The organism is Vibrio sp. ED004 (assembly GCF_023206395.1).
Classification (GTDB): domain Bacteria; phylum Pseudomonadota; class Gammaproteobacteria; order Enterobacterales; family Vibrionaceae; genus Vibrio.
In genome coordinates, this window is sequence record NZ_CP066149.1 from 68,735 (window position 1) to 88,733 (window position 19,999).

The following is a 19,999-nucleotide window of genomic DNA, read 5'->3' on the forward strand; positions in this document are numbered from 1 at the left end:
AACAATGCGCAAGAAGAAACTTGTTTAACGACTAATTAATCTGTATTTATCGTATTAGTCCCATAGCTCTAAATTTACAAGTTAAACACCCAATACTAGTGAGTTAACTCATAACTTGTAGGCCCCCTAATTGAAATTTCCACATTAGAAAAAAGAAAAAAGGCTGGGCAGATTACTGACTCAGCCTTTTTACTCTCAAGCTCTCTAACTATTAATCACCTTTCAACATATCTAAGAATATCTGTCTCGATTCAGGTGTGTTGTCCCTGTGAGTTTCGTATTTTATATGTGTCTCTGCATCGGCAGACTGAGACAACTTGATGCTCCAAAGCGCGTTGAGTTGGTTCGGTACAATTGAATATCGGACATCGATAATACGCAGCTCGTCTGTTGGGTTCTGAGCAATATAACCATTCGAGAACCAGCGGAAACGTTCAATGTCTTTGGCTTGTTGTGAATTAGGATCAAGCCAAGGGAAATCCTGACTCACGTTCAGTTTAGCAATTGAATCCCCCGGATAGGTTTTAACGGAGGTGCCGACTCGAACAGCATCTACGTAGTATCGAGATTCTGTTTCGTACACTACTTTCCACACTAAGATATTCGCGAAGCTCGGCTTTGTCTCTAATCGGATCGGCGTGTGTTGTCTTTCTTGCGCTAATTGCCAGCCAACCGCCTCTGCTCTGTCTCGCTGAATCATCCCTAGCGTTGGGTAAATCAAAGCCCACAGAAACGCAATACGTGCCAACCAAGGCACTCGTTTCAACGTTGCAAACACAAGTAAAATTAGGATGGGAAGCGTATAAACAGGATCGATGATTGATATGGTATTCCAAGCAAAACGCGCGTTGGTCAAAGGCCAAAGTAACTGCGTGCCATAAGTGGTACAAGCGTCCAACAGTGCATGAGTGCCATAACCCAGTGCACAAAACAGCCAGCTTTGTTTGAAAGAAAGCCCACGCCTTTTTGCAATCAGGTGATGCAGAACCAAGGCACAGATCAAACTGCCAATGGGGATAAAGAAGAGTGAATGGGTAAATTGTCGATGGAACTCCAAGGCTAGCAAAGGGTCACTCTGAGACTTGATCAGTGCATCTAAATCTGGAGCCAACCCGGAGAGCAGCCCTAATACCCCAGCAACAACCAAATGTTGTTTTTTGCTCGCCGATTGTGACAAAGAAGCGCCTAACACGCCCTGCGTTAAAGGATCCATAAATCACTCACTTTTAGCATTCCCTTGAATTGAACAAGTACATTTAGCTATAGCAGTGAATCCAGTTAAACAACAAGATTTTGTCAACATACTCATAGACATAATCGTATAAATGTAGACTGGCAAACATCGAGTAGGGTGAGGCGTTACCGCCTCATCCCTCTCACAGAACCGTACGTACGGACCTCGTATACGGCTCATGCACACTTCCATTCAGCATATTGGCTGAACACATGCCCTGTCCTTATTGTTCCAAGATTTACCAACCCTTGGTCATTAAACCATTGATTTGGCATCGCATAGCTTGATAGGGGACTCGCTGCACTGACCCAACTTGTCATTGAGATATGTTGGAACGGCGGCTTATACCCTAACTGTTTTAACCTTCGGTGTAACCGTTGAGGCTTCTTCCAAAGTTTCAACTGGATACTACGAAGTCTTCTTCGTAGCCACCCTGCTAACCTTGAGAACTCTCTGCTGCTATTGGTGATCCTGAAGTATTGACTGAACCCTCTTAACACTGGGTTTAAAGCTTTTATGACTTGCTCAAGTGGCTTACCGCACCCTCGCTTTGTCAGTCGCTTTAACTTACTTTTGAACCCTTTCAGTTTCTTAGTTTGAATGCGGGTAAATTGACTCCCGATTTCTACACCTAAGAACTTCACGCCATCACGGCTGTGCGCTATATGTGATTTCGTCTGATTCACTGTGAGTTTAAGCTCTCCTTCTAGGATCTTCGTCGCTTGTGCAAGGGCATTCTCTGCTCCTGCCTTGCTACGACAAAAGATGAGTATGTCATCCGCATAACGAACGAGCCTATGGTCACGCTTTCGCATTTCCTGATCGAACGCATCAAGGTAGATATTGGCAATCAAAGGACTGATAACACCACCTTGTGGACTTCCTAGCTCTGTCTCCTGCCAACTACCGTCTATCATCACGCCACTTTTTTCAGAAACTGTTTTATCAGCTCTAACACGCTGCTATCTGTGACTCGCCTTCTGATGCTTTGAGGATCAACTCATGGTCGAGTTTGTCAAAGCACTTCGACAAGTCCATATCTACGACGTGCTGTAATCCGTATCGGCGGATAAACATCGTGGATTTGTTGATTGCATCGTGACAACTTCGATTCGGTCTATACCCAAAACTTGATGGGTGAAATTGCTCTTCGAAGATGGGGGTGAGGATATCATTGAGTGCTTGTTGGACAACTCTGTCCCTAACGGTTGGGATCCCAAGCAATCGTACCCCTCCGTCTTCTTTGGGTATCTCTACTCGTTTGACTGGCTGAGGTTTGTATTGCTTGGTTTTGAGTTCAGAGAGGAGTTGATCGAGGTTATCACTCAGATTTTCGGCGTAGTCGCTCAGGCTCTGCTCATCTATTCCAGCCGCGCCTTTCGCTTTCTTTACCTTTTAAACCCTTTATACAGCCTCTCTTTGTTGAGCAGATGACCATATAAACTGTAATAAACTCGCACTTTCTCTCCTTGGGTTGTGTGCTGTGTGGGGACAAGTGTTTCATGTCCAGTGTGGGTGTTATTTCTCTCTGCTATTCAGCCTTCTAGCTCAATGGCAATTTACTGAAGTGTGTCAGAGTTACTCCCCTATACGGTTTCTTAGCTCAGTATCTTGCTTCCACAATCAACCAAACTAGGAATACCCCGATAGCGATTCGGTTTGGGTATCACTGAAAAAAAAAACATCTGTTCATCACAGACTTAAAGTGTACTTCCTCCCTTCGCAGCACTGAGTGCTTTTGGCATTTCAGTGCTCCATCAACTTGATGCTGATGGTCAGCTAAGTTTTCTCCTCCACACCATTACTGGGCTTCTCAGGCTTAGCCTTACTCACTACTACGGATTCATCTGCCACCTCGCACCAACACAGCTCTTAGCTTTCGCTTCGAGTTTGTGCTTCCAGACTTTTGGATGTGGTGTCAGGCTTCCCCAGTTACTGCACTGGCTCCTGTTAACAATGCCACCTCAAGCACAGCATAGGTCTGACTGAGTATAGGGCTTCGCGCTATTTCGGACGCTTACCCACCTATACTGCCGAAGCAGGTTTACTTGCGTTGTGTACTGTTAACTTCCTATCGCTTCAGACCCTGCCGTTAGCCAGCAACGCCCTTGCGATTCGGATTATCTTCCCCTCAGTCGGGGTGATTCAGGTTTCTTTCAACCTAACGGGTTTGCCAGCTTCGCTGGGCAAACAAAAAAGAGCAGCCTGATGACTGCTCCTATTAGGTTCTCATTACTCGTATCTGATCAACGTGATTGCGTCGTCTTACTCAGCAATAGCTCCCAATCAGATAGCTCAACCTGCCCTTTGCGTATATTCACCTTGTGGTAACCTTTTTCGGTTAAGGATTTCACTTCAATAAAAGAATGACCAAACAAAGACTTTCTAACCGTTAGATTCGCCTTAATACCATGCAAATACACGTTTCCATCGTCTAAAGACAAATTGCTTTTCGTGAGCCTTGAGGCAAACATGTAAACCAAAGTCATGAGGGTAATTGAGGTGATGAAAGGAAAAAGCTGAAATTCAGTTTGATAAAAGAAACTGATCATCAGAGATACGATCGTGTAGGTTATCGTCATTGATAAAACAACGTTCCAATGTGTGCTGTTGTTCTTAAATGAGATTTCTCGTGCCATCACTCGCTCCTTTAGGTAAGTATTTGACCACATTTGAACATTTATAAAACGTGAACAATCTTATTATGAGCCATGATGCATTAAAAGGCGTAAATACGGCGATTGATAGACTCAGATCGCAACTAGACATTTACATGCGTTTTCTCGCACCTAAATGTCTAATTGATAAAGAAACTGAACCAGTTACAGGCCAGAGGGCGGTCTTTAATTAACGCGCCACCATGCTTGCCGCGATAACCACCAGCAATACTGAGAAGATTTTCTTAATCGTTGGAACCGGTAAATGGTTGGTCGCTTTTGCGCCTAACGGAGCCGTAAACCAAGAAGTGCACACAATACCCAACAGCGCAGGCAGATAAACAAAGCCAGCAAATCCATCAGTTAGAGCAAACTGGCTGCTGCCTGAACTGATGTAGCCGATTGAACCAAATAACGCGATGACAATGCCACAAGCCGACGCGCAGCCAATGGCCTTTTTCATATCAACAGAGAAAAATGTTAATAACGGAACCAGCAATGCACCGCCACCAATACCTATCATCGCAGACAAGCCGCCAGTAATGGTTGTCAGCACCGTTAACACACCTTTATTCGGTAGTTTTCGTTCTTTAGGCGCGTCGCTTTTGCTGCTTAAGAACATCTTAATCGCGATAAGAACCACACTCACTGCAAACACGATACGAACAACCTTTTCCGGTAGTAACGCAGCCATAAATCCACTAACCAGTGCTCCCAGAGCAACACCTAGCATGATCCAAGGCGCCAGATCCCAAGGCACGTTGCCATTCTTGTGGTGAGCGAGTGCAGATGAGGTTGACGTAAAAAGAATCGAAGCCAATGAAGTTGCAATCGCAGCGACAACAACTTGGTCAGACGGTAAAACGTCCAAATAAAGTAAAATGCTGCTTAACACTGGAACAATAATCAGCCCCCCACCAATGCCCAAAAGCCCGGCAAGAAAACCAACACCACTGCCTAGTAACGCACAGTAGAAAATCAACAACAGCAATTCACTCATTTCATCCATCTCTTATTCAATTAATTATCTTAAATAACACAGTATTAATGTGGTTATATTTCCATTAAGCTAATTAATATAACTGACACCGGATTGAATATTCAAACATATAGATCATGAAGATTCTTCATGATGAATGTGAAGTAATACCATTATTAATCCCACTCCCATCCACGTATAAAAACCTTAAGCAAATAAATTTATACGACACTTTTAGTGAAGACAGCCTCGATTCTTAATCCGGTCACAAGCAAAAATAAAGCATTTAATTATTAAAGACCGAGAGAATCAGACAACGAATTGGGATACCAGATCAACATGAATAATGAATTTAACTTTACGATTAAGAGCATTAGCCTCGACGAAAACTACCAGCCTGCAGACAGCACGCGTATCACAACTAACTTTGCTAACTTGGCTCGTGGCGACAGCCGTCAAGCGAACTTACGTAACGCACTCCAAATGATTGACAACAGTTTCAATGCCTTAGCACATTGGGACAACCCAAAGGGCGACCGCTACTCTGTAGAGCTTGAAATCATTTCTGTTGATATGGACATCGAAAGCAACGGCGAAGCATTCCCTTCAATTGAAGTGCTAAAAACAAACATCTTGGACCACAAAACGAATGAGCGCATTGAAGGTATTATCGGGAATAACTTCTCTTCTTATGTTCGTGATTATGATTTCAGCGTATTACTTTTAGACCATAATAAAGGCCAAGATAAATTCAGTATTCCAGCCGATTTTGGTGATTTACACGGTAAGCTGTTTAAATATTTCGTTAACTCTCAAGCGTACAAAGAGAACTTTAAGAAACCACCGGTTATTTGTTTGAGTGTTTCAGATAATAAAACTTATTACCGTACTGAAAACCAACACCCAGTATTAGGTTTTGAATACCAACCGAATGAGTCTTCTTTAACTGAACAATATTTCAAGAAGATGGGATTACAGGTTCGTTATTTCATGCCGCCAAACAGTGTTGCTCCTCTGGCTTTCTATTTCTTTGGTGATCTGCTGAACGATTACTCTAACCTAGAACTTATCAGCACCATCAGTACCATGGGTACTTTCCAGAAGATCTACCGCCCTGAGATTTACAACGCGAACGCCGTTGCGGGCAACTGCTACCAACCAAACTTGAAAAACTTGGATCACTCACTGACTCAAATCGTGTATGACCGAGAAGAACGAAGCAAGCTAGCTGTTGAACAAGGTAAGTTCGCAGAAGAAAACTTCATTAAGCCATATCAGTCGGTACTAGAGAACTGGTCTGCCAACTACGCGCTGTAATCGAGCTATTTTACGCGCATTAGGAAACGTACGATCCACTTTAGGAATCTAAGGACAGGCAGAATCATTATGAAAACACTATTACCGACTTCAACAGCAGGCAGTTTGCCTAAGCCATCTTGGCTAGCACAACCAGAAACACTTTGGTCTCCATGGAAACTGGAAGGCGACGAACTAACGGATGGCAAACAGGATGCGCTGCGTGTGTCTTTGCATGAGCAACAGCAAGCCGGCATAGATATCGTGAGTGATGGCGAACAAACCCGCCAACACTTTGTGACCACCTTCATTGAACACCTGAATGGTGTCGATTTCGAGAAGCGTGAGACCGTTAAAATCCGTGACCGCTACGATGCAAGTGTACCGACAGTGGTTGGCCCAGTTTCTCGTCAGAAATCGGTATTTGTTGAAGATGCTAAATTCTTACGTCAGCAAACCGACCAACCTATAAAATGGGCTTTGCCGGGGCCTATGACCATGATTGACACTCTTTACGATGCACATTACCAAAGCCGTGAAAAACTGGCGTGGGAATTTGCAAAGATCCTCAACGAAGAAGCCAAAGAACTTGAAGCTGCTGGCGTGGATATTATTCAGTTCGATGAGCCCGCATTTAACGTGTTCTTTGATGAAGTGAACGATTGGGGTATCGCTTGTTTGGAAAGAGCCATTGAAGGCCTTAAATGCGAAACCGCAGTCCATATTTGCTATGGCTACGGCATCAAAGCAAACACAGATTGGAAGAAGACACTAGGCACTGAGTGGCGCCAATATGAAGAAGTCTTCCCTAAGCTACAGCAATCAAATATCGATATCATCTCATTAGAGTGTCACAACTCTCATGTACCACTTGAACTGCTTGAGCTTGTTCGCGGCAAGAAAGTGATGGTTGGCGCTATTGATGTTGCTACAGATTCTATTGAAACACCGGAAGAAGTGGCTAGCACGCTAAGAGAAACACTTAAGTATGTTGATCCCGACAAGCTCTACCCTTGCACCAACTGCGGTATGGCTCCCCTACCTCGCGACATTGCCTCAGCTAAGCTGAATGCACTCAGCGCTGGCGCAGAGATCGTTCGTAAAGAGCTTTCAGCGTAACGGCTGATCTGAATAGAAAAACTAAATCTTGAAGCCTAAGTATCGAATGATGCTTAGGCTTTTCTCGTATTAAGTGAAGCGTGTTACTCAAAGCTCTCGCTTACCAAGTTTTATCCAAGTCTTGAGCGTATAAGGAGATCGCTCTTTGGTACTCTTTGATCGCATCACTATTGGTTGTAGAAACCAACAACTCCAGTAGCAGAGACGTCGCTTCTTTATGGCGACCTAAATTGTACAGACACATCGCGTAGAAAGGCTGAACTTCAAGAGATTCAGGATACTCAGCCATCGTCTGTTCGAAATAGCTTAAAGCCTCTGCATAAAGCCCTAGACTTCGATAAGTACTCGCCAACCCGAAAAGCGCATCAAAGCGTTCTGTAGAAGTAAGTTCGCCCAAAAGAGACAGCAAATAATGCTCGATAGCCTGCTGTTCTTTACCTTGGTTGTCGTAAGACCAAGCTATCTGCAAGTGCGCTTTCGCAGCATACTTTTCATCATCGAGCAGTGCCGCCAGCAAGTCTCGTGACTCTTGATACTTGGCTTCTTTTCGCAACTCGATGGCTTGTTTGATAATGGTGTCCATAACTCTCCCTAACGCTTAAGTGCTGTGCTATGCGTTCATTTCCTCGAACATCTGTTTGTAAGATTGAGTTTGTAGTGCTGATTGAGTCAGCCCAAACCGACTGGCTAATAACTCCAATTCATCTTTATAAACCGATAACTTAGACTCATCGTCCGTCATGATAGCGAACTCTGCAAAATCACCGATACCCTTTAGTGAGTCGACAGTAATATGAAATTCGCCCACGAAGTAAATACTGCGCGTCTTCTGCGCTTTTAGAATCACTTCGTAACCCAAATTTTCAAGCATACTCTTAGCATTCGACGCATCGGTGATGTTTGTCGCTTCGCATCGGTCAGACTCTGGGCCTTTTACAATCCATAGCTTAATGCCTGAGGGCTCCATTGTCCGAATGCACAAACTCTTGTTTTGAGCTTGTAAGCTTCTGTCTGGGCTATCGAAATACCAATCGCACTCAAGGTTATCTTGGAGCATCACTTCGTGGGGAATAAGACTCAATGTCTTCAAAAATTCTGATTTAGAATCGAGACGATACTTAAGCTCTACTTCGTATCTACCTTGGAAATGGTCGTTAGTCATATACTAGCTCGGTGCAAAAAAAGGGATACTAGCACACCCACAGAGCCTGAAATACAAACTGGCGCACAACACAAACCAAAGCTGTGGAACTATATTCGACACGCTAACACACGCTGCCATTCATCTTGGTTCATTGCCCCTTTCGGAAGGTAGATGTTGCGTTTTTGCATCGCACCTTTCGTGTAGGAAAGCTTGATAACAGACCCGATACCAAAAGGAAGAATATTTCCCTGTAACTTGATATCGCAAGCGTGACCATCGAAACAAACATGGTTGTTCGATACTTCAAAAGAGCGATTGCGGAACTGCCACCACAACATTACGACTTTTAATACCGCAACAGCACTGAACATCAACCCAATAGTAGGTAGTGATTGAGGGTTACCATCAAATAACCAATAAATAGACACTAATAAGAACACAGCGAGTGCGAACTCAAGCAGAGTATATTTAACAAAATTTAATCGGATACGGCTATCCATGGAACCTTCCTTGTAGTGAATCCAAACGTAGCTCCATTTCAACCAAGCCTTTAATCTCGGAAAGTTTGGTGAAGCCTTTTGATTGATAAAGCTTAATGGCGGGATTCTCACTGAACACGCGCAACACTAACTGAGCCGATGCTTGATTGTTCGCATGTTCGATCACTAAATCTAAACACTTAGCACCAAAGCCTCGGCCTTGATGTTCAGCTAATATCTGAAAGTCTCTGAGAAACGTGGTGTCACTGGTATAGCTGAATCGAATAACTCCAATACGGTTACCACCAACATAAACTTCATAGTTATCCAGCTCATCCCAACTTCGTAAAAACTGACTATGACCCCAAGCAACGTCGCGAGCCTGATAGTAACTCGCCATATTCGTTTTGGTGATCGATTCAGCGAACTGAGGATCTGAACCTTTGACCAGCTTTACTTCCATATTGTTTTCCTTACCTTCAAGTTGCTCCCTAATACTGCATCCAAAAATGCCATAAGTATTGAATCAAAAACGTTAAGAAGATTTAAGAGACATATCTGCGTCTAAAGCCTTTTCCAACCACATTGAACTGATGTATTGGCCACTTTTCTTTGCATATTCATTGAACACACCAACTTCTCGAAAGCCAAAATGCTTATGCAGAGCGATAGATGCCTCATTAGGTAATGCCACACCGGAAAGAACTCGATGAACACCGAAATCAATGATTGATGCGAAGAGCTGAGAATACAACTTAGAGCCTATCCCTTTACCTTTTGCATCTTCAGTTAAATAAATGGTGACTTCAGCTGTATCTTCAAATGCCGATGTAGCTCTGTATTGTTGAGAGCATGCGAAACCAAGTAGCGAGTCGTTTTCGGTTGCGACGTAAAGTTGATATTTACTATTGCTCGAGAATTGAGAGAACCATTGCTGTCGATTTTCCAACGTAAACTTCTCTTCTTCAAAGCGCGCATTGGTATGTTCAATATAAAAGTTGAAGATATCAGTAACTCCTTCAACGTCAGACAATGTTCCTATTCTAATGTCCATGTAATGTCCTTTTTCAATTGTGCTTAACACCCAAACCAACACATAAAATACACAACACACGTAGATTCATCTTTCGAGAGTGAGCTATGAACATTCCAGCCAACTGTACTCCATTTGACGCGCAACTTTCTTGGCAAACTGTAGGCCGTTATGTACTGATACCAAATGTAAGCTCATGTCTATACCTGCCGAGATACCGCCAGATGTAGTGAATTTACCTGATGCCACCCATCGTTTATCACTAATCACATTTAAACTTGGGAATTGCTGCGCTAAGTCGGAGATGTCTTCCCAATGAGTTGTTACTGTTAACCCCTCAAGTAAGCCGGCTTTCGCTAAAAGAAATACACCAGTACAAACAGACACGACTTGTGAGGCCGATTCTGAAACAGAGGATATCCAGTCGAGCACATATGGCTTGTTCATTTCGTCAGTATGTACACCACCAACGACCATCAACAAATCTATTTTGGGGTGGTTATTTAACGAGTAGTCAGACAATACCTTAAAACCGCCGCGAGCTATAATCGGTTCTACGGTTTCGGAGATTAAGAACACATTTAGATCTTCAGCACCTAAACGTTTTGCAGTGCAAAAAACTTCAAATGGGCCAGAAAAGTCGAGAACTTCTGCTTGATTATAAATATAAATTCCGATGTTCATTGCACCTCCATGTACAACTTCATTAATAACTAGAATTTACCATAAACATCTTGTTCGGCTAATTCATACAACCCATTAAGGGTTCTTAACTTTACCCATTTTAGTCAGGATGCCTTTGCCCTTCTCATAAACAAGAGATAAACCAAAGTAAACTGAAACCCACAAGACAAAATCAAGAGCGGCTAACTTGATATCAAGTGGATCTGAAAAGATGTTATAGGTGTGCCCAAACTTTGCTTCAATTGATTTAACTAAAATCACTGTAGCGATAAAAATCACAATCCTCATGAGTTTCCCTATCTATACGTTTAAACTAAATCGTACACATGCGTGTGGATATTGTTTAAGTTATTCCAAGTATATAATGCGTTTATGGCCCTACATGTCATCGACCTTTTCTATAAACCAAGTTCCTTGGCATGGGCCATTGGTTAAGTGCCACCGGCCGTCAAATCTATTGCTACTGCCATGTGCGGAAAAACGATAATCCCATTGGCGATGTTTGGCATATAGGCGTAAGTCACCGCTTTCTGTCACCCAACCTTCTAATGGTGTTCCGTTGTAGGTAAGCCTTAGCGTGGCTTTACCCTCACGAATGGATCCGGTGATGGTTGTTCGTTCACACATATTATTGCCAGTGGTGTTAATGCGACGGCCTAGCCACTCACCGTCGAATTCGGTAGAAGGAACAAATTGGGGACTATCAGGAAGTTTAGGGAACGACTCGGAATTATTAGATCCGAACCACAGAAACTCACGACCAACGAGGATGAAGACAACAAAACCGACTGATATCGCTATCAAAAATCCCTTTTTCATTAGCCTCTTCCCTAATCAGCTGACCTTAAGAAAAGAACCCTAACATAATGAAAAATAATAACTTACCATCAATTTAATTAATTTTGACATATTCCACAAATTGCATTCAAATGTTGAATATAGAGAAAGCGGCATCGTACAAAAATGCCGCGCATTGATAATCAATTATGTGCAGTGTCGAAAGATCTGCACAGAACGCCCTAACCTTCCAAGGCATTACGCCAATATTGCACCGTTTTATCAGACACAGAACCGTTTTCATTCGCTGCTGCGATCAAGAAGTCACATAAGTTGGTCGCAACCTCTTCATTAGCTAACAAATACAAACTGCGAATTGCTCGCGTCAACCGAAGTTGGTTATGGTCGTGATTCTTCAACCATACATGGTTCGCTGGGCTAAGTGGCAAGGATGACGATATTTCACTCCCTTTCCGCTGCATACCCCAAAACTCAAGCATCAGATCAAGCACTTGTAGATGAGCTGTGCGGAGCGCTTCTGAATTAGCAAAAAGCACCCTATCTTCTTGAGTAACCAACGGTGCATGTTGATTAAACTTAGTCCCCTCATCGATTGGGAAAAACACTTGAATATACTTATGGTCGTGCTCCAACCAAAAGTGATTGTAAGCTAACAACTGTTCAATATTACGACCAAATTTGTCTGGCACTTCACCAGAGATAAAGCGAGCGATCTCACTCATTTAAAATCCTACTGACAATAAACCCCCACTTGCGGGCAAATACATTATTACGCAGTAATCAGTGAAAAGCCTAGTCCTTTACATTGTAAGTACCCATCTGGCTTCCGGCTCACTTTTCGAGTAAACGACACTGGGACTCTGCGACACATTTTAGCTCTGCTGCATGTTCAGGGAATCGTTCGTGAAGAAAATACAATGCATCCGCTGGCGTTATCTGGAGACATACACGGCACTAATGTGGTGTTTTGTTCTCGTTGGCATTGGCGTTGGCGTTGGCGTTGGCGTAGTGTATGAGTTTTAGACTTAAGCCAGCAACCAGTGTGTTAATAACTGAGTACTAAAACCTGAACGACTAAAAGAGATAGGTAATATAGGCACCGAAGGGTTACATCTTTCAAAGAAAAAAACCTTCAGAAAGCGTCCTTCGGTGCATACAATTTCAAGCGACTGACATCAATGACTAGCGTAAGTCGCTAACATAAGAGACTAGCGTAAGCGTCTCAACACAACCTGCTGGTCAAGCTCATTCTGATAGTCCGTGTAATCAAGCCCTTGATCAAATATGTACTCAGTGACAAGGGTACGAATGCACTCAACTAATGTGCTTGCTTGCCAAGGTTTTTCAAAGTAACGGTCGATGCCTGCTGCATTAATCGCATTGATAGTATCAGTATGAGTGGCCTGCCCCGTAAGAAGAATTTTCTTTGTATTCGGAAAGCGGCTGTCATGGAACACTTCAGTGAGTAACTCCACACCCGTTTTCCCTGGCATCACATGATCAGACACGATGACGGTAATGTGTTCGCCTTCTGCGTCAAGTTCATCAATGAGATCAAGCACTTCTTGCGCTGATTCACAATCTTCAATATTCAGCCAACTCGCCAGCGGCTCTAAATCTTGTATCACTGCGCTCAGTACTTCTCTCTGGTCATCGACACAGATTAAATTAAGCTTCTCCATGTTCACCCTCTATTGGTAACTTGATTCTAAATACAGTTTTAGAAGCATCACTTTTCACAATGACACTTCCGCCATAACCTGCCACAATCCGCTTAACTACTGATAAACCCAAGCCCAATCCAAACGATAAACCACCTTTTTTAGTGGTGAAGTTGGGCTGAAATACCTTTCTACGAGTCGCCTCGTCTATCTCAGGGCCGTTATTCGCGATCGTAACTAATATTCTTTTCTTACTTAATCTGGTTTGAATCTCTATTGCAGCATCATCTGAATTCGACATTGCATCACAAGCATTCTTTACAATGTTGACCCAAATCTGAACGAGCTCTGTTTTCGAGCCTTTAAAAGACGGTAGATCCGCAGGGCTCAATCGCACAGACACTCTACGTAACTCACTTTGTAACAACGATAAGGCATGGTTAATGGAGTCGTTAATATCTACCGCTTCTTCGGTGTCGATATCAACTCTGCCAAGTTGTTTAACCGATTTTACAATGCCGACAGTGTGTCTAGATGCCAAACGTAAATCATGTAAATCACAGCCCATCTGCCAAAAACGAATCGCTTCTTCTGGATTTTTCAGCCAATGCTTTGAAATAACGTCTGTTGCAGATAAAGCATCAATTGGAATCGCCTTTGCAAGAGAGCGAGCAGTGTTTTTGTCTAAACCATATTTTCTTTCAAATTGTCGCCCACGTGTTCGCGCTTCTGACGACGACGCTTTCTGACCATGCATTAACCCAAAATCGAAAAATTGACTGGCTTCTGGATGCACTTCTTCAAGCAGATCCATTATGACCGTTTCAAGTCGACCAGATTTACTATTTACTACACCAATAGCGTTGTTAAGTTCATGAGCAATCCCGGCAGCCAATTGACCCAAGGTCGTCATTTGCTCTGCAGTATGTAACTTCTCTAGCGCTTTTTGTTTCGCGATCGCTTCCTGTGTTGCGCGGCGTTGACGACGCGACAACTCATTGACAATCACAGGTGTGAACTGTGCGGTAAGAGGACCAAATTTACGTTCATCTTCTGCAGGCGTGTCTTTATCGATCCACGCTAACTCAACATCGGTTTTAGCAACAACCGTTGAAGATGCAGTCCAATTACCTGAAAAGAAGCTATGAACACCTATAAAAGCCCCACTACCCGCACTAAATACTCGCACTTGCGGTGTATTCGCATCGGTATAAAAGCCTTCCAGTTCTCCACTAAACACATAATATAAACGAGTGTTTAACGCTGATTGTTCAATAATGGTGTTACCGGCACGGCACGTCACCCGACGTTCTGTCTGATTAAAATAACGATCGATAAGTGCTTCTAGCTTTTGTTGATACACGTATCGTTACCCTATGTGACCAATTGAATGTAGCACCCACACCATAACAAAACTCAGTAGCACACCAACCACACCCAAAATAATACCGATTCTGGCCATTTGATTACTTTGCACATGGCCAGTGGCATGAGCCAACGCATTCGGTGGTGTACTGATTGGCAGCGACATACCTAATGAAGCGGCAAAAGTCACAACCAGAATTAACGTTAACTCACCGCCTAGTGGCGTGAGTGAAGCCATAGACGAACCTAATGCCGCCATAATTGGCATTAACAAGTTAGCCGTTGCGGTATGAGACATAAAGTTTGCCATTACCAAACACAAGAACGCCGCTCCGAACAACACCACATAGGGTGAGTAAGCATCAAACGGAATACTGTGTACCACCAGCTTTGCTAAGCCAGTTTTATCGAGCGCTAAACCAAGCGCAATACCACCTGATACAAGCCACAATACGTCCCAAGAAATTTTCTTCAGGTCTTCTTTATTGATGATCCCAGTAAGAGAGAACACAGCAACAGGAATCAGAGCGACGGTATAAGAGTTCATGCCATGGCTTGAGCCCATTAACCAAAGAATGATGGTGAGCGCAAAAGTGACGTACACCGCAATGGCTTTGGGTGTTTTAAGGAATTTACCTTTAATACTTAGTTCGATTTTCTTTTGGTCAGCTTTGTACATAAATCCGATTAAAAACCACGCTAACGCCATCATAATAACGACAAACGGCACACCAAATGCCATCCATTCGCCGAACGTAATGAGGTTATCGCCAACTAAATATTTAAGTGCGATAGCGTTCGGTGGGGTGCCGATCGGGGTACCAATGCCACCAATGTTAGCGGCAACAGGAATACAAAGCGCAAACGCTACACGACCGGGGTCTTTCGGACCAAACACAGCCAGCACCGGCGTTAAAATGGATAGCATCATTGCCGTTGTTGCCGTGTTAGACATAAACATCGAAAAGATACCAGTGATCAACATTAAGCCGAGCATCACAAACTTTGGGTCTTGTCCAAATGGCTTCAACAACACGCGAGCTAAGTTTACGTCTAATCGATATTTAGTGGCAGCCATCGCTAAGAAGAAACCACCTAAAAACAGCATGATGATTGGGCTAGCGAATGTCGCCATGATATCGCTGTATTTTAACAACTCACCAAAATGTTCCTCCCCATGCTCAAGCCTTAAAAAGATCAGCCCTTTATCCGACAACATCAATAATTGCAGAACGATAATAACAACAGACGTCGCGTAAATCGGGATAGGCTCGAACACCCAGCACAATGCCGCTAATAAAAAGATCGCAATAACGCGTTGTTGAATAATCGTAAGGCCTTCAAATGGAAACGCTGATAGCGGCATTACGAGGATAATGAAAGGAATTAAAATAGGGATAATGTATTTAATATAGGGGCGCATAGCACAAAAACTCTTCCTGAGATAACAACTACTTAGAAATTAGATTTAAAGTTCTAATTTGGATCCGACAACGAATTATCGAACTCTTGTCACTATCTCACTATCGGCTAGATCAATGATTACGTGATCACGATATCCCCTTTTTCGATTCTGTGCGCTACCTCTACGTTTGTATGTCGTTTATTGTTGCAAATAAATTTACTGTTCTAACAAACGACACTGATACTCTGCGACACATTTTAGCTCTGCTGCATGCTCAGGGAACCGTTCCTGAAGAAAACATAATGCATCCGCTAGGGTTATCTGGTGTAGATTCGAGGTATACCCAAAAACCAATCGGTGCACATTGTCATAGAGCTCATCTGAATTATCTGAGCTTTGACACTGCGCCAAGATAGCTTGATCGATTTCATCGTCTGGATCTTCCAAAGGGCTATTGGCCTGTCGATAAAGATTAGAAAGCATAGCCTCATATTGCTCTTTCGACAGATCTTCCTTACAACGCAATATCCACGTAAGCGTAATGAGGTTGTGCCCGAAGAAACCAAACTGTTTGAGGCACGCTTGCATTACCTTATCGAGATCTACGACTTCGCTTGTGTCAGTGCTTCGGTCGCCATCAGAACGGGTCGATGTGACAAATTCAGTGAAGCGGTTAAGGAATGCAGGAACTTGAGACGGCTCTAACTCACGGTAAACACGGTTCAGCGCCAATAAGATAGTCACATTGTGGGAAAGGTATTCGCTTGTTTTAGAAGCCTGCGAAACGTAATACGAGAAGATATCTTGAAAGCCCTTATTCTCATGCCACTGCATCAAAGCGGTATACGCAGCTGGGTATACCCCACTTTTCAATATCCTGTGAATACGAAATTCTGAGAACTTTGGGGCCTGCACCGTTGCAGAGTACTCGCCTAAAACTTCAATCTCGGTTTGGTCTATTAGCTCACTCGTTTTAAGCCAGACATTGTCTGATTTAACGAAATAAGCATTCAGATAATTCGCAGCCAAATAAGCTTTTAACGAATGAGGTTGATGGATGCTGGCACTGCTATAAAGTGCCTTTTCCAATAGTTGGTCGCTTGTCATGTTTCCTCCGTGAAACTGACGTTTGGTGAGAGAATCAAGACTGCTCAACACCGAACGTCCAAATACACATCATATGCTTATCGTAATGCACGGAAAAATACCATGCATTACGATTCAACCCAAAGCCATTATCTAAGTGGCTTATTTGCTCAAGTTGTTTGGAAATACGTTCGTTTTGACTTCCGTAGCAAACTCATTTGCAGCGTCAAAGATAGTTTGGCTGCAATGGGCGTACTGTTTTGAAAAGGGAGGCCATCGGTTACCAAGTCCGAGCGCATCATTGATCACTAATACCTGACCATCACAATCGGCACCCGCGCCAATTCCAATCGTAGGAATGCTTATCTCTTGAGTAATCGATTCGCCAAGTGAAGAAGGAATGTGCTCAAGCACCAACATAAACGCACCCGCTTCTTGAATCGCTTTTGCTTCCTCGCTAACGGTTTGAGCATCTTCAGCAGATTGCCCGACTTTCTTGAAGTTTGTTGCCGTTTGCGGAGTTAACCCCGTGTGGCCAACGACTGGAATATTGTTTGCGACAAGGTGAGCAATAACATCGAGTTTCGCACCTTCCAGCTTTATGCTGTCGGCACCTGCCTGCATCAGCCTTTTAGCATTAACTAACGCTACTTCAGGAGAACGATCGGTTAAGTATGGGAGGTCACCAATAATGTGAGTATTTGGAGCACCGCGACGCACTGCCCCTACATGATATTCCATGTGCTCAATGGTCACATCTCGCGTACTGCTAAAGCCCATTTCAACCATGCCGACAGTATCACCAACAAGAATAATAGGTATCCCAGCAGATTCGATACTTGCAGCCACTGGGAATGTATAAGCGGTCAACATCGGAATACGTTGTTTCCCTTTCATTTCCATAAAAGAACTTGGAGTGTGTTTCATGTTCTTGCTCTCATAAAATCATGCGTTATTAAAGCACTGATACTATTAGTTTTAATTGAGCTATGGAAGAGAAAATGTGGTGTTGATTAAACGCCCACAAATTAGGTTCAATTCAGCAAATGCGCTGAGTTAGTAGGCGTTAAACTCACGAAGAGTAATGATCAAGAGGAATTGAGTTTTCGTCTATAAATCCGTAACCCAATCTCAAACTATGTGTAGTGGCTCAAATGCTTCTCTATAAACTCGATATCTGCACGATAAAAATCACCAAGAGGTATCGCTGAGGGTTCTAGCCAATAAAAAGTTTGCTGTCTTTCTGCGTCGACCATTTTCGGTTCATTATTTAGATCTGCACGCAAAACGACGTAATGAATCTCACCACCGAAGTTGTTCAGAGCTTGATGAGTGCCGAGAAGTTGTAAATCTTTAAGACCCGTTTCTTCCCACAACTCTCTAATTGCGGCTTCGCGCCCCAACTCTCCGGGATCAACTGAACCTCCAGGGAACTCAAAAACCATACCTTGGCGATGTCTAAAACGCTTTTGGATTAAGACTTTCCCTTCTCTCACAACCACGGCCATAGCTATGTTTTTCATATGAGATTCCCTGTACTTTAAAAGCACTTTAAACAAAATGAACTAAGAATAAAGAATCCGTCTTGGGTGTGCCGTTGTATTTGCACCACTATTACTTAACTTAAAAGAGACTCACACTGTCTTAGTGATTGTTGCTTTCTGAGCATTAGGTATAAAGCCCATGTAATCATTGCGTCTAGAGTTATACCCAAGCCGAACATCAACCCGATAGTTTGAAGTGTAGGAACAAATATGCCGGTTTGATAACACACAAAAGCACCACCATAAAACACACTATTAACCGCCAAAGATTGATAGAGCATGAGGTCTGTTCGACCAATACCATAGAAGTAACTGTCTATGACATTGTTGAAGCTAAACACAACATAGAATCCGACTAACAACCATATTAAATCGATAATTGAACCTGAGCTCTTAACCCCCATTACACTAGATATAAAGCCATCCCACATCGGTATTGTGATAGCCCAAGCGACAATGACCCCAACAGTTAGCCAAAAGTAACCATTTATCCGTTCAATCGATAACCCTTTGTTGGTTGCAGCGTCTTGTTTCACTAATTGACCTAAAGCTAATATAGGAAGTAACAACCATCCCCAAATAAATTGATTCGCAACCCAGAACGTTCCGGATTGTTGTACTTGGTTCACTAACTGCAAAATCATTACAATAAAAGCAGCATTGCGAACAAATGACTCTAGGCCTGACTTCCACCCAATGACTACCCACTCCTTTAGCCATATATTTTGGTTTCGATTACTTTGTCCAAACTTAAGAGATACACCTAATCGAATAAGATAAGTAATAGCGACTGCGGCGATTATTAAATTGACAATAATATTACTAAAAGCGATACCATGAACGCCCAATTCAAAGGAAATTGGTAACTGGCTAACAAATAGAGCATCACACAAAATCGTTAGTATCATTTGTACGACTAACAACTTGTACAGAGTCTTCTTCTGATTTTTCAATACTAAAACTAACGATAAAAAGGCGTAAACACTAGAAAGTAATATAGCTAATGATTCCAATCGGATATATTGTATCGTCGTAGTGAACAGCTCTTTTTGTTGTTGCATCGCAGTAACCAAGATTGGCGTAAACCACAAGACAACAGCAGTGACTAAAAGATAACTGATTACTATAATTTTTAGTCCTAGGCTAACCCTCTCTTGAAATTTTCTATCATCACTTACGACCTTACCAAAGATAAATGCTAGCGGAATGAATAACGCTTCATGGAGTACTTCATAACCAACATTTAGCCAAGCTACTTGCGCTGCGATACTATATGCCCAAGGGCTTTCGATGCTCCCTAAAAAATAAATTCTAGTTGTCGCATAAATTAAGGGAATAAAACTCGTAAGCATCAACACCAACCAGAGTTGATAATTAATTTTCTTGTTCACACCCACACCCTAGAAGCTATTTTCAGCTTTCTGACAAAAACATAACTGCGCGTCAAGCATGAGCAACACAGTCTCGAAGCTTTAACAAGCCGTCTCAAACAATAAACGCAACGCATCGTTAAAA

21 protein-coding genes and 1 pseudogene are annotated in these 19,999 nt (G+C 42.8%); 2 read left to right on the top strand and 20 right to left on the bottom strand.

What is annotated here, in order from left to right; translation table 11 throughout:
- Nucleotides 1-211: 211 nt before the first annotated feature.
- The 4 genes and pseudogenes from ITG10_RS00310 to ITG10_RS00330 form a co-directional block, all read right to left on the bottom strand.
- Nucleotides 212-1,213, bottom strand: coding sequence for a metal-dependent hydrolase (locus ITG10_RS00310; protein ID WP_248386610.1), 1,002 nt, complete (start codon nt 1,211-1,213; stop codon nt 212-214).
- Between the two features lie 197 nt (nt 1,214-1,410).
- Nucleotides 1,411-2,694 (bottom strand): annotated as a pseudogene (gene ltrA / locus ITG10_RS26420) (group II intron reverse transcriptase/maturase).
- 786 nt (nt 2,695-3,480) lie between these two features.
- Nucleotides 3,481-3,873, bottom strand: coding sequence for a hypothetical protein (locus tag ITG10_RS00325; protein WP_248386612.1), 393 nt, complete (start codon nt 3,871-3,873; stop codon nt 3,481-3,483).
- Between the two features lie 208 nt (nt 3,874-4,081).
- The gene (locus ITG10_RS00330; RefSeq protein WP_026084211.1) at nt 4,082-4,891 is read right to left on the bottom strand and encodes a sulfite exporter TauE/SafE family protein; all 810 of its coding nucleotides are present in this window, start codon (nt 4,889-4,891) and stop codon (nt 4,082-4,084) included.
- Between the two features lie 318 nt (nt 4,892-5,209).
- Between ITG10_RS00330 and ITG10_RS00335 the strand changes: the two genes are divergently transcribed.
- Together ITG10_RS00335 and ITG10_RS00340 are read left to right on the top strand one after the other, a co-directional pair.
- Nucleotides 5,210-6,187: a DUF1852 domain-containing protein gene (locus tag ITG10_RS00335; protein ID WP_017630558.1), complete on the top strand. Its 978-nt coding sequence runs from the start codon at nt 5,210-5,212 to the stop codon at nt 6,185-6,187.
- Between the two features lie 69 nt (nt 6,188-6,256).
- Nucleotides 6,257-7,285, top strand: a complete 1,029-nt coding sequence (locus tag ITG10_RS00340) for a methionine synthase (protein ID WP_017630559.1) — start codon at nt 6,257-6,259, stop codon at nt 7,283-7,285.
- Between the two features lie 100 nt (nt 7,286-7,385).
- Here ITG10_RS00340 and ITG10_RS00345 read toward each other — a convergent pair whose 3' ends face one another.
- The 16 genes from ITG10_RS00345 to ITG10_RS00420 form a co-directional block, all read right to left on the bottom strand.
- Nucleotides 7,386-7,868, bottom strand: a complete 483-nt coding sequence (locus tag ITG10_RS00345) for a tetratricopeptide repeat protein (RefSeq protein WP_017630560.1) — start codon at nt 7,866-7,868, stop codon at nt 7,386-7,388.
- A 27-nt stretch (nt 7,869-7,895) separates the two neighbouring features.
- Nucleotides 7,896-8,447, bottom strand: coding sequence for a class IV adenylate cyclase (gene cyaB / locus ITG10_RS00350; protein WP_017630561.1), 552 nt, complete (start codon nt 8,445-8,447; stop codon nt 7,896-7,898).
- Nucleotides 8,448-8,536: 89 nt separating this feature from the next.
- A complete protein-coding gene (locus tag ITG10_RS00355; RefSeq protein ID WP_017630562.1) occupies nt 8,537-8,929 on the bottom strand; it encodes a hypothetical protein in 393 nt (130 codons plus the stop codon).
- On the bottom strand, nt 8,922-9,371 hold the full coding sequence (locus tag ITG10_RS00360; protein WP_017630563.1) for a GNAT family N-acetyltransferase: 450 nt from the start codon (nt 9,369-9,371) through the stop codon (nt 8,922-8,924). Before ITG10_RS00360 ends, ITG10_RS00355 begins: the two co-directional genes overlap by 8 nt.
- A 72-nt stretch (nt 9,372-9,443) precedes the next feature.
- On the bottom strand, nt 9,444-9,962 hold the full coding sequence (locus ITG10_RS00365; RefSeq protein WP_017630564.1) for a GNAT family N-acetyltransferase: 519 nt from the start codon (nt 9,960-9,962) through the stop codon (nt 9,444-9,446).
- A gap of 84 nt (nt 9,963-10,046) precedes the next feature.
- Complete coding sequence (locus ITG10_RS00370; RefSeq protein WP_017630565.1) at nt 10,047-10,625, bottom strand: DJ-1/PfpI family protein; 579 nt, start codon at nt 10,623-10,625, stop codon at nt 10,047-10,049.
- Nucleotides 10,626-10,700: 75 nt separating this feature from the next.
- On the bottom strand, nt 10,701-10,913 hold the full coding sequence (locus ITG10_RS00375) for a hypothetical protein (RefSeq protein ID WP_017630566.1): 213 nt from the start codon (nt 10,911-10,913) through the stop codon (nt 10,701-10,703).
- Nucleotides 10,914-11,003: 90 nt separating this feature from the next.
- Nucleotides 11,004-11,444: a hypothetical protein gene (locus tag ITG10_RS00380; RefSeq protein ID WP_017630567.1), complete on the bottom strand. Its 441-nt coding sequence runs from the start codon at nt 11,442-11,444 to the stop codon at nt 11,004-11,006.
- A gap of 200 nt (nt 11,445-11,644) precedes the next feature.
- Complete coding sequence (locus ITG10_RS00385) at nt 11,645-12,145, bottom strand: opioid growth factor receptor-related protein (RefSeq protein WP_017630568.1); 501 nt, start codon at nt 12,143-12,145, stop codon at nt 11,645-11,647.
- Nucleotides 12,146-12,631: 486 nt separating this feature from the next.
- Nucleotides 12,632-13,105, bottom strand: a complete 474-nt coding sequence (locus ITG10_RS00390; protein WP_017070648.1) for a response regulator — start codon at nt 13,103-13,105, stop codon at nt 12,632-12,634.
- Nucleotides 13,092-14,447, bottom strand: a complete 1,356-nt coding sequence (locus ITG10_RS00395; protein ID WP_017630569.1) for an ATP-binding protein — start codon at nt 14,445-14,447, stop codon at nt 13,092-13,094. The genes ITG10_RS00390 and ITG10_RS00395 overlap by 14 nt, the downstream gene beginning before the upstream one ends.
- A gap of 6 nt (nt 14,448-14,453) precedes the next feature.
- Nucleotides 14,454-15,872 (bottom strand): SLC13 family permease, encoded by a 1,419-nt coding sequence (locus ITG10_RS00400; RefSeq protein ID WP_017630570.1) that lies wholly within the window; start codon nt 15,870-15,872, stop codon nt 14,454-14,456.
- Between the two features lie 198 nt (nt 15,873-16,070).
- Complete coding sequence (locus ITG10_RS00405) at nt 16,071-16,961, bottom strand: hypothetical protein (protein ID WP_017630571.1); 891 nt, start codon at nt 16,959-16,961, stop codon at nt 16,071-16,073.
- A 141-nt stretch (nt 16,962-17,102) separates the two neighbouring features.
- Nucleotides 17,103-17,867, bottom strand: a complete 765-nt coding sequence (gene panB / locus ITG10_RS00410; protein ID WP_017630572.1) for a 3-methyl-2-oxobutanoate hydroxymethyltransferase — start codon at nt 17,865-17,867, stop codon at nt 17,103-17,105.
- A gap of 209 nt (nt 17,868-18,076) precedes the next feature.
- A complete protein-coding gene (locus ITG10_RS00415; RefSeq protein ID WP_248386614.1) occupies nt 18,077-18,463 on the bottom strand; it encodes an NUDIX hydrolase in 387 nt (128 codons plus the stop codon).
- Nucleotides 18,464-18,558: 95 nt separating this feature from the next.
- Nucleotides 18,559-19,875, bottom strand: a complete 1,317-nt coding sequence (locus tag ITG10_RS00420; protein ID WP_017630573.1) for an MATE family Na+-driven efflux transporter — start codon at nt 19,873-19,875, stop codon at nt 18,559-18,561.
- Nucleotides 19,876-19,999 lie beyond the last annotated feature (124 nt).

Coding starts and splice junctions, on each gene's coding strand:
- ITG10_RS00310 (WP_248386610.1), bottom strand. CDS start 1,213: ATGGATCCTTTAACGCAGGGCGTGTTAGGCGCTTCTTTGTCACAATCG.
- ITG10_RS00325 (WP_248386612.1), bottom strand. CDS start 3,873: ATGGCACGAGAAATCTCATTTAAGAACAACAGCACACATTGGAACGTT.
- ITG10_RS00330 (WP_026084211.1), bottom strand. CDS start 4,891: ATGAGTGAATTGCTGTTGTTGATTTTCTACTGTGCGTTACTAGGCAGT.
- ITG10_RS00335 (WP_017630558.1), top strand. CDS start 5,210: ATGAATAATGAATTTAACTTTACGATTAAGAGCATTAGCCTCGACGAA.
- ITG10_RS00340 (WP_017630559.1), top strand. CDS start 6,257: ATGAAAACACTATTACCGACTTCAACAGCAGGCAGTTTGCCTAAGCCA.
- ITG10_RS00345 (WP_017630560.1), bottom strand. CDS start 7,868: ATGGACACCATTATCAAACAAGCCATCGAGTTGCGAAAAGAAGCCAAG.
- cyaB (WP_017630561.1), bottom strand. CDS start 8,447: ATGACTAACGACCATTTCCAAGGTAGATACGAAGTAGAGCTTAAGTAT.
- ITG10_RS00355 (WP_017630562.1), bottom strand. CDS start 8,929: ATGGATAGCCGTATCCGATTAAATTTTGTTAAATATACTCTGCTTGAG.
- ITG10_RS00360 (WP_017630563.1), bottom strand. CDS start 9,371: ATGGAAGTAAAGCTGGTCAAAGGTTCAGATCCTCAGTTCGCTGAATCG.
- ITG10_RS00365 (WP_017630564.1), bottom strand. CDS start 9,962: ATGGACATTAGAATAGGAACATTGTCTGACGTTGAAGGAGTTACTGAT.
- ITG10_RS00370 (WP_017630565.1), bottom strand. CDS start 10,625: ATGAACATCGGAATTTATATTTATAATCAAGCAGAAGTTCTCGACTTT.
- ITG10_RS00375 (WP_017630566.1), bottom strand. CDS start 10,913: ATGAGGATTGTGATTTTTATCGCTACAGTGATTTTAGTTAAATCAATT.
- ITG10_RS00380 (WP_017630567.1), bottom strand. CDS start 11,444: ATGAAAAAGGGATTTTTGATAGCGATATCAGTCGGTTTTGTTGTCTTC.
- ITG10_RS00385 (WP_017630568.1), bottom strand. CDS start 12,145: ATGAGTGAGATCGCTCGCTTTATCTCTGGTGAAGTGCCAGACAAATTT.
- ITG10_RS00390 (WP_017070648.1), bottom strand. CDS start 13,105: ATGGAGAAGCTTAATTTAATCTGTGTCGATGACCAGAGAGAAGTACTG.
- ITG10_RS00400 (WP_017630570.1), bottom strand. CDS start 15,872: ATGCGCCCCTATATTAAATACATTATCCCTATTTTAATTCCTTTCATT.
- ITG10_RS00405 (WP_017630571.1), bottom strand. CDS start 16,961: ATGACAAGCGACCAACTATTGGAAAAGGCACTTTATAGCAGTGCCAGC.
- panB (WP_017630572.1), bottom strand. CDS start 17,867: ATGAAACACACTCCAAGTTCTTTTATGGAAATGAAAGGGAAACAACGT.
- ITG10_RS00415 (WP_248386614.1), bottom strand. CDS start 18,463: ATGAAAAACATAGCTATGGCCGTGGTTGTGAGAGAAGGGAAAGTCTTA.